Here is a 16,305-nt window from a genome sequence, read left to right on the forward strand (position 1 = left end):
TTGGAAAAAGGAATATTTATTACGATAGAAGGTCCGGATGGTTCTGGAAAGACAACAATCCTTCAAATGCTAACTCAAAATCTTGAAAGAGAAGGATACGCAGTGGTGGCCACACGTGAGCCTGGAGGGATTGAGATTGCCGAACAAATCAGGAAAGTTATCCTTGATCCGGGAAATACAGCGATGGACCCACGTACGGAAGCACTTTTATACGCCGCGGCGAGAAGGCAGCATCTTTCTGAAAAGGTGAAGCCTGCTTTAAAGGCAGGGAAAGTCGTTTTATGTGACCGTTTTGTTGATAGCTCCCTTGCCTACCAGGGACATGCTCGTGGCCTGGGTATTGATGAGGTCTACTCAATCAACGAATTTGCGATTGAAAATATGATGCCAGCGATGACTCTGTACTTTGATGTTGCGCCGGAGATTGGGCTGGAAAGGATTAATAAAAACAAGGGACGCGAGGTCAATCGACTGGACATGGAGAAGCTGGAATTTCACCAAAAGGTCCGAGAAGGCTATATGATTATCGCCGAGAGATTCCCTGACAGGATTGCCAAAATCGATGCATCAAAGGAATTAGAAGCAGTTTATAAACAAGCTGAAGCTAAAATTAAAGAGCTATTGAATAGTTAATATCCCGAAAACAAGTCTTGGTTTCGATCAGGCTTGTTTTTTACATGGGAATTTTCCAGTTTGCGAATAGGAAATTGGATTAAGCGAGTGAACAAGGTAAGTTATGGATAAAAGATAATTTTTACGAATAAAGCACTAGAATTTGAAAAAAAAACCACTCGATATACAGATAAGTGAATTTTGACTGGAAGGCAATGGGATTTTACGTTTATATCATGTCTTGTCACATGAATCCTGTTATAATAAACATACAAATGTAACGGAGTGAAAAAACACTTTTTCGTCTGGGTTGTTGCTTTTTTGAACCAAATTGCATTTTGGCCATGAAAGCGTAACGCCTGCGAATTAACCTAGGGGGATAAGGAATGAAGTTAATTTTAGCTGTGGTCCAGGACCAGGATAGCAACCGTCTGTCCAATGCATTAGTAGATCATAATTTCCGTGCAACAAAGATGGCTAGTACTGGGGGATTCCTGAAGTCAGGAAACACCACTTTTATCATAGGAACTGAAGACATCAGGGTAGAAAAGGCATTGGAAGTCATCAGGGATAACTGTAAATCTCGTGACCAGCTTGTAGCACCTGTTTCGCCTATGGGAGGAAATGCGGATTCATATGTTCCATACCCGGTTGAAGTCGAGGTTGGCGGAGCGACTGTATTCGTATTGCCTGTTGAGCAGTTTCATCAATTTTAACGGGAAGTACCCGGAGGTTTAGCAAGAGATGAAGATTAATCAGGATATGCGCCTTAACATAGATAAAGTCCGCCAGGATCAAAAGCAGCAGCCTGGGGGCGGAATCAAGTTCAATGAACTTGTGCAGAAACAGGAACATAAAATGCAGTTTGGACAGCTGCAGCAATTAATGAAGGAAGTCGAGTCTGCTGGTGAGAGGCTTGCCCGGTCTAGGACGTTCAAGGACCTGGCCAAGTTCAAGACACTGGTTAAGCAATTCGTAAAAGAAACAGTCAACTTTGGAATGGAGCTAAAGCACTCGCATAGCTGGAACCAATATGGCGAAGGCAGGTCACTGAAGCTTGTAGAAACAATTGATGAAAAGCTCGTGGAGTTGACAGATGAGTTGATGGATAATAAAGATGGACAGATTGATATTCTCGGCAGAGTCGGGGAAATCAAAGGACTGTTGATCAATTTATATACGTAAGTGAGTGATCGCATTGGCAAAGACGTGGGACGAGCTGGAGAGACTTCAGCCGAATGTTTTGAAAATGATTAAAAACAGCATCCTGAAAAATCGAATAGCCCATGCGTATTTATTTGAAGGAATGAGGGGTACTGGCAAAAAGGAGATTAGTATTCTTCTTGCCAAGAGCATCAATTGCCAGGCTCCGGTCGATGGCTATAAGCCTTGTGAAACCTGCTTGAACTGCAAAAGGATCAACCATGGCAACCATCCGGATATCCATCTTGTCGAGCCAGATGGCCTGTCGATCAAGAAAGGGCAGATCCATCAGCTCCAGGGGGAGTTTTCAAAAACAGGTGTAGAGTCAAAGAATAAGCTTTACACGATTGTGCATGCCGATCGGATGACGACAAATGCGGCGAACAGTCTGCTGAAATTCCTTGAGGAACCGCATGCGGGAACGGTTGCCGTATTGATCACTGAGCAGGCACAGCAAATGCTGCCGACGATTTTATCGAGATGCCAATTGATCAATTTCACTCCGTTATCTCCTAAAAATATGGCAGAACAACTGATAGCCAATGGGATACAGCCGCAAATGGCACCGCTATTGGCTCAGCTAACCAATAATTTGGAAGAAGCTTTAGAGATAAGTAATGATGATTGGTTTGCACAAGCACAAAAAATAGTGTTAAAATTATATGAAGTGCTGAAAAAGAATTCACTTGAAGCTATGGTCGCGCTTCAAGAGAACTGGTTTATGCACTTTAAAGAGAAAGAACAAATCGATCGTGGTTTGGATTTATTACTTCTTATTTTTAAGGATTTATTATACATTCAGCTTGGCAAGAAAGACCAGGTTGTTTATCTAAACGAAAGCTCACGTTTAGAACAATTTGCACTACAGACATCCGGACGGCGTCTTACCGAACAAATGGCAGCCATTCTGGAGGCGAAGAGGAAGCTGCATGCCAATATGAATCCCCAGCTGCTAATGGAAGAGCTGGTGTTAAAATTGCAGGAGGGATCTACACTTGTATGATGTAGTAGGTGTCCGCTTCAAGAAAGCGGGGAAGATTTATTATTTTGATCCCGGCGATCTCTCAATTCAAAAGGACGAATTCATCATTGTCGAAACTGTAAGGGGCGTTGAGTACGGAAGAGTGGTTACTCCCCGTAAGCAGGTCGGCGAGAAGGATGTTGTCCTGCCTCTGAAAAAGGTAGTCAGAATTGCAGATCAGAAGGATCGTCTTATTGTCGAGGAAAACAAAACAGCTGCAAAGGAAGCGTACGATGTTTGCAGTGATAAAGTGAATGAACATCAGCTTGATATGAAGCTTGTTGATGTTGAATATACATTTGACCGCAATAAAGTCATTTTCTACTTCACGGCTGATGGCCGCGTCGATTTCCGGGAATTGGTCAAGGACTTGGCCTCGATTTTCCGGACAAGGATTGAACTGCGCCAAATTGGTGTCAGGGATGAAGCGAAGATGCTTGGCGGGATAGGACCATGCGGCAGAATGCTTTGCTGTTCAACGTTCCTAGGGGACTTTGATCCAGTTTCAATCAAGATGGCCAAGGATCAAAACCTCTCGCTTAACCCAACGAAAATTTCCGGCCTTTGCGGCAGGCTCATGTGCTGTTTGAAATATGAGAACGACGAATATGAATCAGCGAAAGAGCAGCTGCCTGACCTGGGTGAAATGATTGTTACACCTGATGGTACTGGTAAGGTTGTCGGGTTGAACATCCTGGAACGAGTCATGAAAGTCGATATACCTGGCCAGGAACGTGTGCTGGAATATACACTTGAGGAAATACAGGAAGCAGGAGCTGTATCGTTGCAATCATCCACAGATTAATGAGGTGGAACAGGTGGATAAAAAAGATATCTTTGACTCAGTAAGTAATATGGAATCGCAGATTGGTGATTTATACCGTCAGCTTGGTGAGTTAAAACAGCATTTGGCAGAAGTTCTGGAAGAGAATAATGCATTAAAGCTGGAAAATGAGCATATAAGACGCCGTCTGGATCAAACCATAGGTAAAAAAGATCCAACCATTAAGAAAAGCGATAAGGAAAACAGCAATCAGGCCCAGGGTGATAAAAACGTAGTCGACATCGGTGAAGGCTACGATAACCTTGCCCGTCTGTACCAGGAAGGCTTCCATATCTGCAACCTGCATTTCGGAAGCCCACGCAAAGAAGATTGTCTGTTCTGTCTATCCTTTCTTAATAAAAAATAATTGGCAGCCTTCCTTAATAGGGAAGGCTATTTTTATAATGCTCTTTTCGTAAACTGATCAGCATTTACATACTATTTACACCTGCTCGATTTGGACGCATCTTCGAAAAGAGCCCACTAAGAATGCTGATATCTATATATGACCGAAAAGGAACAACCAATGCGAAACACCCTTTTATATTAGAAATTTACAGGGTCATAACCTTTGAACATATGTGTATGGAGGAAATATCTAATGGTTAACTTACGGGAAGATGAACGATTGGATTATTTATTAGCAGAGGATTTAAGGATCATCCAGAGCCCGAATGTATTTTCATTTTCGCTGGATGCTGTCCTGCTTGCGAGGTTTGTCTGGGTACCGATTCAAAAAGGCAGGATTGTCGACCTTTGCAGCGGTAATGGTGTGATTCCATTATTTTTAAGCGCGAGGACAAAGGGAAGTATTACGGGTGTGGAAATTCAGGAGCGGTTGTACGATATGGCTGTCCGCAGTATTGATTATAATAATCTTGAAGATCGATTACATATGATTCATGGTGATCTAAAGGATGCGCCCAAAGAGCTTGGCTACGAGAAGTATGATGTCGTAACATGCAATCCTCCTTATTTTCCTACACCTTCGAAGGAAGAAATTAATCTGAATGAACATTTGGCGATTGCGCGCCACGAGATACTCTGCACACTTGAGGATGCGATTAAATCATCGAGCCAGCTTGTAAAGCAGGGCGGGAAGGTTGCCTTTGTCCACCGTCCAGGCAGGTTGATCGATATCATCGAGATCATGAGAAAATACCGGCTTGAGCCTAAGCGAATCCAGTTTGTATATCCAAAGGCCGGGAAGGAAGCGAATACGCTTTTGGTAGAGGCGATTAAGGATGGAAGCCCTGATCTTAAAATTCTTGAGCCATTGACGGTGTATGATGAAAATAATGAGTATACCCCAGTTATTAAAGAGATGTTATATGGAAGCAAATAAGCGCATAGAAACGGGTGATATACATGCAACAGCAGAAAAGCTTTGAACGGGAGCATGAAAAAGGGATTCTTTATCTTGTGCCAACTCCTATTGGGAACCTTGAGGACATGACATTCAGGGCGATCAGGATCATGAAGGAAGCCGATTTGATTGCGGCGGAGGATACGAGGAACACGAAAAAGCTATGCAATTATTTTGAGATTGAAACGCCCGTGACCAGCTATCATGAACATAACAAGGAAAGTAGCGGACATAAATTGATTGAAAAGATCAAGGAGGGAGCAAAAGTCGCGCTTGTCAGCGATGCCGGAATGCCGACCATCTCTGATCCAGGTACAGAACTGGTGACCGAAGCAATCGCTGAGGGATTGACTGTCGTACCGCTTCCAGGGGCGAATGCTGCCTTGACAGCTTTGATTGCTTCTGGCATACTTCCTCAACCTTTCTATTATTATGGATTCCTCCAGAGAGGAAAAAAGGATAAGAAGAAGGAACTTGAGCTGCTGGCGAAGCAAACTGCAACGATCGTCCTTTATGAATCTCCCCACCGTTTGAAGGAAACGCTATCGGTGATGCTTGATGGTCTCGGTGACCGCAAAATCGTCCTTTGCCGCGAACTGACGAAGAAATATGAGGAGTTCCTAAGGGGAACGATTTCTGAAGCATTGGCATGGGCAGAGGCAGAAGAAGTCCGCGGGGAATTTGTATTAATCATTGAAGGAGCTTCACTGGATTCCATTTTCGAAGACGAGAACCATTGGTGGGAAAATTTAAGCCTGGATGAGCATGTCGAACATTATATTTCCAATGAACAAATGAACTCTAAGGAAGCAATCAAGCAAACAGCCAAAGATAGAGGTATGCAAAAGCGAGAGGTATACCAGGCGTATCATATTAAAGAATAGTGCAGAAACAGCACATATAAAAAAGGCCGTGGAATTTTCCACGGCCTTGAGTATTAGATTTATGCTTTTACAGGTTCGAAGTTTCCCTGGATTTCTTGAAGAAGCTGTTCAGCACCTTCACGGCTAAGGATCAGCTTGCCGCCTGCCAATGTGATGTTGTTGTCAGAAACTTCACCAGTGATGTGGCAAGTCATGTTTGGCTTGTACTTCTTAAGGATGATGCGATCATCATCAACATAAATTTCCAAAGCATCCTTTTCTGCGATGCCAAGAGTCCTTCTAAGTTCGATTGGAATTACCACACGGCCAAGCTCATCAACTTTACGAACGATACCAGTAGATTTCATAATAAACTATCTCCTCTCATTTTCCCGTATATTTAAGTTCGTCATTTTTCGACATTTTTCTCTTATTGGTTTTATAATACCAGCGATTCCAATAACCGTCAATTATTTTATTTTTCTTCTTTTAACATATTTTAACACAACGTGATAACCTTTTCATATCAAGGGTTAGAGATGGATTAGACAAGAGAAGGTAAGGGCTGGTGCGTTTTTCTGTTTATGAGGATCCAGGAATAATATTATTGTGGGAATAGTAAACGTAGGATTATTCGACAAAATTCTACAATCTTATTCGACAAAATGTAACAAATTCGACAAAATCTTGATAACATGTACATTATTTTGTAAACAGGTATATTCTCTTAATGGATTTGGTTATGATTTTATTATGTGATGATCAATTTTTCATTTTAAAAATCGGTTATTAAGCTCCTGCCAAAAAATAAGGCGGGGCTTTTTTGTTAAAGTTATATAAAGGGCATAGTCCACATTAAATTCTCTACTGACAAAATTCGTAAACTATATAGGGAGAATGTCCGTAGTGGAAGATTTTTTTTATAAATAATTATGATTTTCCTAATTGAGTAAAATGAGATTGTCGAAACCATTAAAGTGTTATGAATCCTAGGGCATTAGCTGGTATAATAACTACTATTAGAATGAACTAGCAGTTTTAGTTAAGGAGGATCTTCATGGAAGAGAAACTGAAAACCTTTTATCTTACCACCCCGATTTATTATCCGAGCGGCAATTTACATATTGGCCATGCTTATACGACAGTAGCTGGTGATGCAATGGCTCGCTATAAGAGACTGCGCGGCTATGATGTCATGTACTTGACAGGAACGGATGAGCACGGTCAAAAAATCCAGCGTAATGCTGAGGCGAAGGGCATCACTCCGCAGCAATATGTAGATGAAATCGTCGAAGGGATCCAGGAGCTTTGGGGCAAGCTGGATATTTCCTACAATGATTTTATCCGTACGACTCAGGATCGCCACAAGCAGATTGTCGAGAAAATTTTCGCTCAGCTTCTTGAGCAGGGTGATATCTATCTTGATCAATATGAGGGCTGGTACTGTACTCCATGTGAATCATTCTACACAGACAGACAGCTTGAAGATGGCAAATGTCCGGATTGCGGCCGTCCTGTTGAAAAGGTTAAAGAAGAGTCATACTTCTTCAAAATGAGTAAATACGCGGACAGGCTGTTGAAATATTATGAAGAGAATCCGGAGTTCATCCAGCCAGAATCTCGTAAAAATGAAATGATCAATAACTTTATTAAACCTGGACTTGAGGATCTGGCTGTATCCCGGACAACATTTGATTGGGGTGTGAAGGTTCCTGGTGATCCGAAGCATGTCATTTATGTATGGATCGATGCATTGTCGAACTATATCACGGCTCTTGGCTATGGAACGGATGATGATTCCAAGTACTTGAATTACTGGCCTGCGGATGTCCATCTTGTCGGTAAAGAAATCGTCCGCTTCCATACAATTTATTGGCCGATCATGCTGATGGCTCTTGACCTTCCGCTTCCTAAAAAGGTATTCGCCCATGGCTGGCTTTTGATGAAGGACGGAAAAATGTCGAAATCCAAGGGGAATGTAGTCGACCCGGTTACACTGATTGACCGCTACGGTCTAGATGCGCTTCGATACTACCTGCTCCGTGAAGTTCCATTCGGTTCTGATGGTGTGTTCACTCCGGAAGGATTTGTTGAAAGGATCAACTTTGACCTGGCGAATGACCTTGGAAACCTGTTGAACAGAACGGTAGCGATGATCAATAAGTATTTTGATGGAGAAATCCCTGCTTACAATGGTTCCGAAGGGGAATTTGACAAGCAGCTGCTTGAAGTGAACAAGGAAACAGTTCAGAAGTACGAAGAAGCAATGGAGAAAATGGAGTTTTCCGTGGCCCTTACTTCTGTGTGGCAATTGATCAGCCGCTGCAATAAGTTCATCGATGAAACACAGCCTTGGGTGCTGGCGAAGGATGAAGAAAAGAAAGCGGCCCTCGCGGATGTGATGGTCCACCTAGCTGAATCATTGAGAAGAGTCGCTGTCCTGCTGAAGCCATTCCTGACAAGAACTCCTGATAAAATCTTTGCTCAGCTGAATGTTGGTTCCGAAGCACTTCAAACATGGGAAAGCCTCGAGGAATTTGGCCAGATTCCTGCTGGTACAAAGGTTGTTCAAGGAGAGCCGATCTTCCCACGCCTTGAATTGAAGGAAGAAGTTGAGTTCATCAAGGAAAAAATGCAGGGATCTGCCCCGGCAGCGCCTGTAGAAGATGAAAAGCCTGAACCTCAGGATGAAATCACGATTGATGACTTCATGAAAGTAGAGCTTCGTGTAGCGAAAGTCATCCATGCAGAACCAGTCAAAAAGGCTGATAAGCTTCTGAAGCTTCAATTGGATCTTGGCTATGAAAAGCGCCAGGTTGTTTCTGGCATTGCGAAGTACTATAAACCGGAAGATCTTGTCGGCAAAAAGGTGATTTGCGTGACGAACCTCAAGCCGGTCAAACTCCGCGGGGAGCTTTCCGAGGGAATGATCCTTGCAGGGGAAAAAGACGGTGTCATGTCACTGGCAACAGTTGACGATGCACTTTCTGTTGGCGCTAAAGTTAAATAAATTCAAAATGAAAACCTGGAAATGTTTCATGTGTAACATTTTCAGGTTTTTTGTGTTAAAAAAGCAGTTTTTCTTAAAGAGTGATTTATGATAGTAAGAGAGTTAGATAGCAAGCACTCCCGACGATTGTCGGGTTTTTATGAAAGCAGTTGCAAAAATTTGACCTTTACAATGAAAAAAAGTTATGATATCGACACATCTTTATCACAATAATAAGGACATCGCAGTAATTCTATTCAACCTTTTGTCAGGTATGATTAGAATGAAACTGCAGGGCAATGCTGCAAAGGAGTTTTGACATGCTTTTTGATACACACGTGCACTTAAACGCAGAACAATTCAACGAGGATCTCCAGGAGGTCATTGACCGCGCAATTGCTGAAGGTGTTACGAATATGGTGGTTGTCGGGTTCGATGAAATAACGATTAAAAAAGCACTAGAGCTCGCCGAAAGCTATGACTTTCTTTATGCGAGTGTAGGGTGGCATCCAGTCGATGCAATCGATATGACCCAGGATCATCTCGATTGGCTGAAAGAATTGGCAGGCCATCCGAAGGTCGTGGCACTTGGGGAAATGGGTCTTGATTATTATTGGGACAAGTCACCGAAGGAAATCCAGAAAGAGGTCTTCCGCAAACAAATCAGACTGGCAAAAGAAGTGCAACTTCCTATTATCATACATAATCGTGATGCAACAGCAGACATAGTAGAGATTTTAAAGGAAGAGAATGCCGGGGAAGTGGGCGGAATCATGCACTGTTTCAGCGGCAGCGTGGAAACCGCACTTGAATGCGTTGAAATGAATTTCTATATTTCGCTTGGCGGGCCTGTTACCTTTAAAAATGCAAAAAAACCGAAGGAAGTGGCGGAGGAAATCCCATTAGACCGTCTATTGGTTGAAACAGACTGCCCATACTTGACTCCGCATCCATATCGCGGAAAAAGAAATGAACCAGCCTATGTAAAATTGGTAGCCGAACAAATTGCAGAACTGAAAGGGTTAACTTTTGAGGAAGTGGCAGAAGAAACAGCCAAAAATGCAAAAAAATTATTCGGCATAAAGTGATAAGGAATGTTGTCGATTTTTCAACAAGGTTGTCCAAACTTTTTATGTTTCTAAGAAGTTCTACATGTCTCACTTGCGACATAGGATAACCGTGTCGATAACTCTTGCTTTTCTTTTTATGGAGCATCTTGCATAATAGGGACTACGCTTGGCAAGGGTGTCTGGGTTGACAAGTCGGCAACAATATCTTTATAATCACTCCGAGAAGAGGAGGCGTTTTTCATCGTGATTAATAGTATGAAAAACCTGTTTTCCAAGACTTTGAGTAAGAAGAAACTAGTGATTTTTTCTGCTAGTTTCCTAGTTTTTGCTGCTGCTCTTGGGTTCTTCATGTACGAAGGGTCCAAAAATACAGTCGCATTGACGCTGGATGGCGAAGAAAGAGTCATTAAAACACACGCAAATACTATCCAAGATATATTTAATGATCTCAATATTTCATTGCGCTCAGAGGATTATTTATCGCTGGCGGCAAACACGGAGGTTAAAAACAACCTATCGATCGTGTGGAAGCCGGCAAGACAGGTAGAGCTAATACAAGATCAGGAAAAGAAAACGTATTGGACAGCAGCCGATACTGTAGAGGAATTCCTGAAAGAACAGAATATCGCTATAAATGAACACGACAAGTTAAACCAAAACCCAGACGCTAAACTAAAGCAAGATATGAAGATTGCCATTCAAAGAGCTTTCCCGCTCAAGGTTGTAGTAGGCGGAAAAGAGCAAGATGTTTGGTCGACTTCGACTACGGTCGCTGACTTTTTATCACAGCAAGGAATCACACTGAACGAAATGGACCGTGTTGAGCCTGCATTAAAGCAGAACGTCACTAAAGATGCCGTGATTAATGTCATTCGAGTTGAAAAAGTCACCGATGTAGTGGAAGAACCAATTAGCTATGCAGTCATTACGAAAAATGACAGCAAACTGGAAAAAGGGAAACAGAAAGTCGTAACAGAAGGCCAGGAAGGCTTGCTTTCAAAGGAATATGAAGTAATCCTTGAAAATGGCAAAGAAGTATCAAGAAAACTGGTCAGTGAAAAGAAATTGAAAGAAAAACAGGATAAAGTCGTGGCAATGGGAACGAAGGTCATCGTAGCTCAAGTATCACGTGGCTCAAGTGAACCTGCAGGGAAGGAATTTTATGTTACTTCCACAGCGTATACCGCTAACTGTAACGGCTGCTCCGGCTACACAGCTACTGGTATCAATCTGAGGGCAAACCCTAACATCAAGGTCATTGCAGTAGATCCAAGAGTTATTCCTTTAGGTACCAAAGTATATGTTGAAGGCTATGGCTATGCAATAGCTGCCGATAAAGGATCAGCTATCAAAGGTAATAAGATCGATGTCTTTTTCGCCTCAAAGTCGGATGCATACCGCTGGGGCCGAAAAAAAGTCAAAATCAAAATCCTAAATTAATTTCATGATGCAGGGGAACCTTTCCTCTGCATTTTTGTTTTTTCATTTTACGTTTAAGGTATAATAAGAAAAGTGCAAGCGACTCGAGGGTCTAGGTGCTGGAGCTGAACACAAATTACATACCAAAGTTATAATTTAACTTAAGAAAAGCGTAATGGATTAAAAACTTTCACACCTATATAGACGATTATATTTCAAAAATGTTTCATTTATTTCAAAGAAAATTTTTTTCTTTGATAAATTTTTTATTCAACGAATCTAACGCTGTTTAAATAAATTGGCGTATGCATATTTAACGGAGGAACCATGAAGTTAAAAGAAATCATTGTAGTTGAGGGTAAGGATGATACGACGGCGATTAAACGTGCTGTTAATGCGGATACAATTGAAACGAATGGGTCGGCGATTAATGCGGATACGATTGAACGGATTCGGAATGCCCACGAAAAGCGGGGAGTTATTGTTTTTACCGACCCTGATTTTCCAGGTGAAAAAATCCGCAAGACTATTTCAGAGCATGTTGCAGGGTGTAAGCATGCTTTTATCCCAAAAGAGCTGGCCAAGCCTAAATCCGGGAGGGGTCTTGGTGTGGAACATGCATCTCCCGAGGTGATCCGTGAAGCGCTGAAGGATGCTCAGGTAATGGACGCAGAGGCGGTTGAGGAGATTACCCAGGACGACTTGATTGTTGCGGGTCTGATCGGCGGCCCAGGTTCCAGGGAGAGGCGTGAAAAGCTTGGCAGGCTGCTGCGTATTGGTTATACAAATGGGAAACAGCTGCATAAGCGTCTAATGATGTTTCAGGTGAAAAGACAGGATTTCGCAGATGCGCTGGCAGAAATCCTTAAGGAGGAACAAAATGCATAAAGATATTGCGACCCCGATGAGAACGAAGGAAATACTGGATAAATACGGTTTTTCTTTTAAAAAGAGCCTTGGACAGAACTTTTTGATCGATACTAATATCCTGAACCGCATCGTCGACCATGCGGAGTTAACGGACCATAGCGGTGCGATAGAAATCGGCCCTGGAATTGGAGCGTTGACTGAACAGTTGGCTAAAAGAGCGGAAAAAGTTGTTGCATTTGAAATCGATCAGCGTCTGCTGCCAATCTTGGAGGATACACTGTCCCCTTATCCAAACGTAAAGGTCATTCATAGTGATGTCCTGAAAGCAGATGTTCAAGCTGTGATGAAGCAGGAATTTGAAAAGCAAGAGGATGTTATGGTCGTTGCCAACCTGCCATATTACGTAACAACACCTATCCTGATGAAGCTGCTTGAGGAAAGGCTGCCGATTAGAGGAATCGTCTGTATGCTTCAAAAGGAGGTTGGCGATAGAATCTCTGCCAAGCCCGGAACGAAGGAATATGGTTCGCTGTCAATTGCAGTCCAGTATTATACAAAGGCTGAAACAGTGATGATTGTTCCTAAAACGGTGTTTATGCCACAGCCGAACGTAGATTCAGCTGTCATCAGATTGACATTGCATGATGAGCCGCCGGTGAAGTTGAAAGATGAAGACTTTTTCTTCCGCGTCACCAGGTCAAGTTTTGCCCAGCGAAGGAAAACAATCTTGAATAACCTGACAAGCCAGCTGCCGGATGGAAAGCAGAAGAAAGAAAATATCCAAGCTGCACTCCAGCAGGCAGGAGTCGAAGAGTCGCGCAGGGGAGAAACCCTTTCGATAGAAGAATTCGCTCAATTGAGCAATGCGCTGTATCCATATTTCCACTAAAGTCCGGATATTTTTTCCGGGCTTTTTTATTGTTACGGTAAAAAAGCCAGCGGTTTTTTTTTTTGATTTACGCAGCTTTCAAGAGCGCTAGGATTTTAAAAGTGCGAACCCATTTATTAACCCAGCCTCCATATGCCAGAAAAAGCACATGTCTATGGGTACCTGCATATTTTATGTAAGAATACCACTTAGCGCAGCCTGTGTGCGGGGCAATTGGAGTGAGGATTATGAATATTAACCTCATGGATATCGTCGGCAGGGTTTCGCATCAATGCGATATTATGTTCCGGGTTATCGATATCAGAGAGAAACATGGCAAAAAAATCGCGATATTATACGGTGAGGATTTCCGATTGATTGCGGATGCGCCCTATGAAGATTTAATTAAAATAGATCCGAGTATGCGCATGAGGCTGACAAAGGAATTCCGCTCACTTGAAGAACAGTCATATAAGCTATTCAGGCAGGATGTGGATCTGTTACAGCAAAAACAGGAATATGAAACTACTGAGGGATACAGCAAGTCATATAACTACTTTCAGATGCCTGGGAAGGTGCTCCATATTGATGGAGATCCGAACTACTTAAAAAAGTGCCTGACACTATATGAGAAAGTAGGAGTCCCTGTTTATGGATTCCATTGCAATGAAAAAGAAATGCCGGATAAAGTCGGAACGCTGATTGATTACTATCGGCCCGATATATTGGTCATTACCGGGCACGATGCCTATTCCAAGTCCAAGGGAACGATGGACGACCTGAATGCATATCGTCATTCCAAGCATTTTGTCCAGACCGTAAGAGAGGCCAGAAAGAAAGTTCCGCATCTGGACCAACTGGTCATATTTGCTGGAGCGTGCCAATCCCATTTTGAATCGTTGATCCACGCTGGAGCCAATTTTGCCAGCTCCCCGTCAAGAGTCAATATCCATGCTCTTGACCCAGTCTATATTGTTGCTAAAATCAGCTTTACGCCCTTCATGGAACGCATAAACGTATGGGATGTATTGCGAAATACATTAACGGGAGATAAGGGGCTTGGCGGCATCGAAACAAAAGGAGTATTAAGGACAGGAATGCCATATAATAAAAATTCGTCGGACTGAATAAAATACGGTCCGGCGTTTTTTATTTTTTTGGTACATATTTTACTCCATTAAAGGCTACTCTAAAATTGTTGAAATTTAGAAGAAAAAGAAGACCGAAATATATTGACTTTTAAATTTAAGTACTGTTATAATTTATGTTTTTGTTTGACTAATTAGTGTCATCGTGTTATACTTTACACAGTGAGGTGGACCGAATGCCAAAAACATTATCGGATATCAAAAAAGCGCTTGATTCAAACTTAGGAAAAAGACTCATGCTAAAGGCCAACGGAGGACGGAGAAAGACGATTGAACGTTCTGGCGTGTTAGCGGAAACTTATCCTTCTGTTTTCGTCATCGAGCTTGACCAGGATGAAAATGCTTTTGAACGTGTTTCGTACAGCTACGCAGATGTTTTAACTGAAACAGTGGAAATTACCTTCTTTGAAGATACATCAGGATCAATAGCTTTGAGCTAATTTTTTGGCTCAATGCAGTACAGGCAGTCAACTCTCGGGTTAGCTGCTTTTTATTTTGCCCAAATTTACTTAATTGAAGGATAAATAAGGAGCACATGAAAACCTCTTTTTTCAAAAATACTAAGGTAACCGTGGTGGTGAAAGGAGATGGTCGTAATGGGCAGAAGAAGAGGGATTATGTCTGAAAGGTTGAAGGAAGAGCTTGCGAAAGAACTTGGCTTCTATGATGTCGTCCAGAATGAAGGATGGGGCGGGATAAAGGCCAAAGACGCAGGTAACATGGTGAAGCGAGCGATTGAGCTGGCCGAACAGCAGCTTGCGAACCAGAACCGCTGACCCAGATAAAAATTCTTTAGAGACTGCCACACAGCTGTTTTTCGCAGTTGCCAATAAAATTCAGATCCATCGCGGTGCCGGGGCTATTGCTCCGGCTTTTTGCATGTATAGAAATCGAGGGCAAGTTCCATGTATCCTTCTGCAATTCTAATTCTTTGTGAAATTACTGTATTCGCGATTACGCAAATGATAAAATAAAGGAATGTTTCTTGCAGAGGAGTCTTACTTATTTTACTCAGAGAGTATGGTTTTAACTTAGAAAATTGTCCAGCTCCATCGACTCGAGGGGCTGACCAAGGCGCTTGCGCTTTTCTTTTCTTTTTGTGGTAAAATAGGACAAAATGTGGAATTCGTTAAAGTAGGTGGAGGTTGTGAAGGTTTTAGTGAAGGCGCCAGCAAAAATCAATTTGTCCCTTGATGTTTTGCACAAACGTCCGGACGGTTACCATGAGGTGGAAATGGTCATGACGACGATTGATTTGGCTGATCGCATTGAACTTAGTTTACTAGAAGAAGACAGGATTGTAATCCATTCCCATAATCGGTTTGTACCTGATGATCAGCGGAATCTTGCTTACCAGGCAGCGCATCTGTTGAAGGAGAGGTTCCAGGTTAAGCAAGGTGTTATTATCGGAATTGAGAAGACTATTCCGGTGGCAGCAGGGCTTGCTGGCGGCAGCAGTGATGCAGCGGCAGCGTTAAGAGGCTTGAATAAGCTATGGAAGCTTGGTCTGTCATTGGACGAGCTGGCTGTGCTCGGCGCTGAAATTGGCTCAGACGTTTCTTTCTGTGTTTACGGAGGAACTGCGCTTGCAACGGGCAGAGGGGAAATTATCGAACAACTGCCGGCACCGCCAACATGTTGGATTGTTTTGGCGAAGCCATTTATCGGTGTATCGACCGCAGAAGTATATCGCCGCCTTAATGTAGAGAAGGTTCAGCATCCGCCTACAAAGCAAATGATATCCGCGATTGAAGATGGAGATTTCAATGGAGTCTGCAACAGTGTCGGAAATGTTTTGGAAGATGTGACGCTTTCGCTTTATCCTGAGGTAGCGCAGATCAAAGACCAAATGAAGAGGTTTGGTGCTGACGCCGTTTTAATGAGCGGAAGCGGACCGACAGTATTCAGTCTTGTGGCTCATGATTCGCGGATGCATCGTATTTATAACGGCCTACGAGGGTTCTGCGACCAAGTATTTGCAGTGAGAATGCTTGGAGAGCGCCACACTCTTGATTAAATCCGTATAATGGTGGTATATTAACCTTAAATATTC

General features: G+C 42.6%; 18 protein-coding genes. 17 read left to right on the plus strand and 1 reads right to left on the minus strand.

Annotation, left to right across the window (positions count from 1 at the left end):
• The 8 genes from tmk to rsmI all read left to right on the plus strand — a co-directional run bounded on the left by tmk (window position 1) and on the right by rsmI (window position 5,909).
• Window positions 1-633, plus strand: a complete 633-nt coding sequence (gene tmk / locus AC0VX7_RS00200) for a dTMP kinase (protein WP_475426223.1) — start codon at window positions 1-3, stop codon at window positions 631-633.
• A gap of 365 nt (window positions 634-998) precedes the next feature.
• Window positions 999-1,328, plus strand: coding sequence for a cyclic-di-AMP receptor (locus tag AC0VX7_RS00205; protein ID WP_023613337.1), 330 nt, complete (start codon window positions 999-1,001; stop codon window positions 1,326-1,328).
• Window positions 1,329-1,356: 28 nt separating this feature from the next.
• Window positions 1,357-1,797 carry a YaaR family protein gene (locus AC0VX7_RS00210; protein WP_475426224.1) on the plus strand — a complete coding sequence of 147 codons (441 nt, stop codon included), beginning with the start codon at window positions 1,357-1,359 and terminating at the stop codon, window positions 1,795-1,797.
• A 13-nt stretch (window positions 1,798-1,810) separates the two neighbouring features.
• Window positions 1,811-2,818, plus strand: coding sequence for a DNA polymerase III subunit delta' (gene holB / locus AC0VX7_RS00215; protein ID WP_475426225.1), 1,008 nt, complete (start codon window positions 1,811-1,813; stop codon window positions 2,816-2,818).
• Window positions 2,811-3,641: a PSP1 domain-containing protein gene (locus AC0VX7_RS00220; RefSeq protein ID WP_215034638.1), complete on the plus strand. Its 831-nt coding sequence runs from the start codon at window positions 2,811-2,813 to the stop codon at window positions 3,639-3,641. Before holB ends, AC0VX7_RS00220 begins: the two co-directional genes overlap by 8 nt.
• Before the next feature lie 13 nt (window positions 3,642-3,654).
• A complete protein-coding gene (yabA, locus tag AC0VX7_RS00225; RefSeq protein ID WP_041968004.1) occupies window positions 3,655-4,026 on the plus strand; it encodes a DNA replication initiation control protein YabA in 372 nt (123 codons plus the stop codon).
• Between the two features lie 234 nt (window positions 4,027-4,260).
• Window positions 4,261-5,004, plus strand: a complete 744-nt coding sequence (locus AC0VX7_RS00230) for a tRNA1(Val) (adenine(37)-N6)-methyltransferase (protein ID WP_215034640.1) — start codon at window positions 4,261-4,263, stop codon at window positions 5,002-5,004.
• A gap of 23 nt (window positions 5,005-5,027) precedes the next feature.
• Entirely contained in the window at window positions 5,028-5,909 is an 882-nt protein-coding gene (gene rsmI / locus AC0VX7_RS00235; RefSeq protein ID WP_475426226.1) for a 16S rRNA (cytidine(1402)-2'-O)-methyltransferase, read from the plus strand.
• Between the two features lie 59 nt (window positions 5,910-5,968).
• Here rsmI and AC0VX7_RS00240 read toward each other — a convergent pair whose 3' ends face one another.
• The gene (locus AC0VX7_RS00240; RefSeq protein ID WP_215034644.1) at window positions 5,969-6,256 is read right to left on the minus strand and encodes an AbrB/MazE/SpoVT family DNA-binding domain-containing protein; all 288 of its coding nucleotides are present in this window, start codon (window positions 6,254-6,256) and stop codon (window positions 5,969-5,971) included.
• 689 nt (window positions 6,257-6,945) lie between these two features.
• Between AC0VX7_RS00240 and metG the strand changes: the two genes are divergently transcribed.
• The 9 genes from metG to ispE all read left to right on the plus strand — a co-directional run bounded on the left by metG (window position 6,946) and on the right by ispE (window position 16,269).
• Entirely contained in the window at window positions 6,946-8,898 is a 1,953-nt protein-coding gene (gene metG, locus AC0VX7_RS00245) for a methionine--tRNA ligase (protein WP_475426227.1), read from the plus strand.
• A 299-nt stretch (window positions 8,899-9,197) separates the two neighbouring features.
• Window positions 9,198-9,965, plus strand: coding sequence for a TatD family hydrolase (locus AC0VX7_RS00250; RefSeq protein WP_475426228.1), 768 nt, complete (start codon window positions 9,198-9,200; stop codon window positions 9,963-9,965).
• A 237-nt stretch (window positions 9,966-10,202) separates the two neighbouring features.
• Window positions 10,203-11,387 carry a ubiquitin-like domain-containing protein gene (locus AC0VX7_RS00255; RefSeq protein WP_475428049.1) on the plus strand — a complete coding sequence of 395 codons (1,185 nt, stop codon included), beginning with the start codon at window positions 10,203-10,205 and terminating at the stop codon, window positions 11,385-11,387.
• Window positions 11,388-11,693: 306 nt separating this feature from the next.
• Window positions 11,694-12,254, plus strand: coding sequence for a ribonuclease M5 (gene rnmV / locus AC0VX7_RS00260; protein WP_475426229.1), 561 nt, complete (start codon window positions 11,694-11,696; stop codon window positions 12,252-12,254).
• Window positions 12,247-13,125 carry a 16S rRNA (adenine(1518)-N(6)/adenine(1519)-N(6))-dimethyltransferase RsmA gene (rsmA, locus tag AC0VX7_RS00265; RefSeq protein WP_475426230.1) on the plus strand — a complete coding sequence of 293 codons (879 nt, stop codon included), beginning with the start codon at window positions 12,247-12,249 and terminating at the stop codon, window positions 13,123-13,125. The genes rnmV and rsmA overlap by 8 nt, the downstream gene beginning before the upstream one ends.
• Window positions 13,126-13,352: 227 nt before the next feature.
• The gene (yabG, locus tag AC0VX7_RS00270; RefSeq protein ID WP_475426231.1) at window positions 13,353-14,231 is read left to right on the plus strand and encodes a sporulation peptidase YabG; all 879 of its coding nucleotides are present in this window, start codon (window positions 13,353-13,355) and stop codon (window positions 14,229-14,231) included.
• A gap of 197 nt (window positions 14,232-14,428) precedes the next feature.
• Window positions 14,429-14,692 carry a biofilm formation stimulator Veg gene (veg, locus tag AC0VX7_RS00275; RefSeq protein WP_475426232.1) on the plus strand — a complete coding sequence of 88 codons (264 nt, stop codon included), beginning with the start codon at window positions 14,429-14,431 and terminating at the stop codon, window positions 14,690-14,692.
• Between the two features lie 156 nt (window positions 14,693-14,848).
• On the plus strand, window positions 14,849-15,028 hold the full coding sequence (locus tag AC0VX7_RS00280) for a small, acid-soluble spore protein, alpha/beta type (protein WP_041967995.1): 180 nt from the start codon (window positions 14,849-14,851) through the stop codon (window positions 15,026-15,028).
• A gap of 371 nt (window positions 15,029-15,399) precedes the next feature.
• Entirely contained in the window at window positions 15,400-16,269 is an 870-nt protein-coding gene (ispE, locus tag AC0VX7_RS00285; protein ID WP_475426233.1) for a 4-(cytidine 5'-diphospho)-2-C-methyl-D-erythritol kinase, read from the plus strand.
• Window positions 16,270-16,305 lie beyond the last annotated feature (36 nt).

Source organism: Mesobacillus sp. QJM3NY_10 (assembly GCF_056173465.1).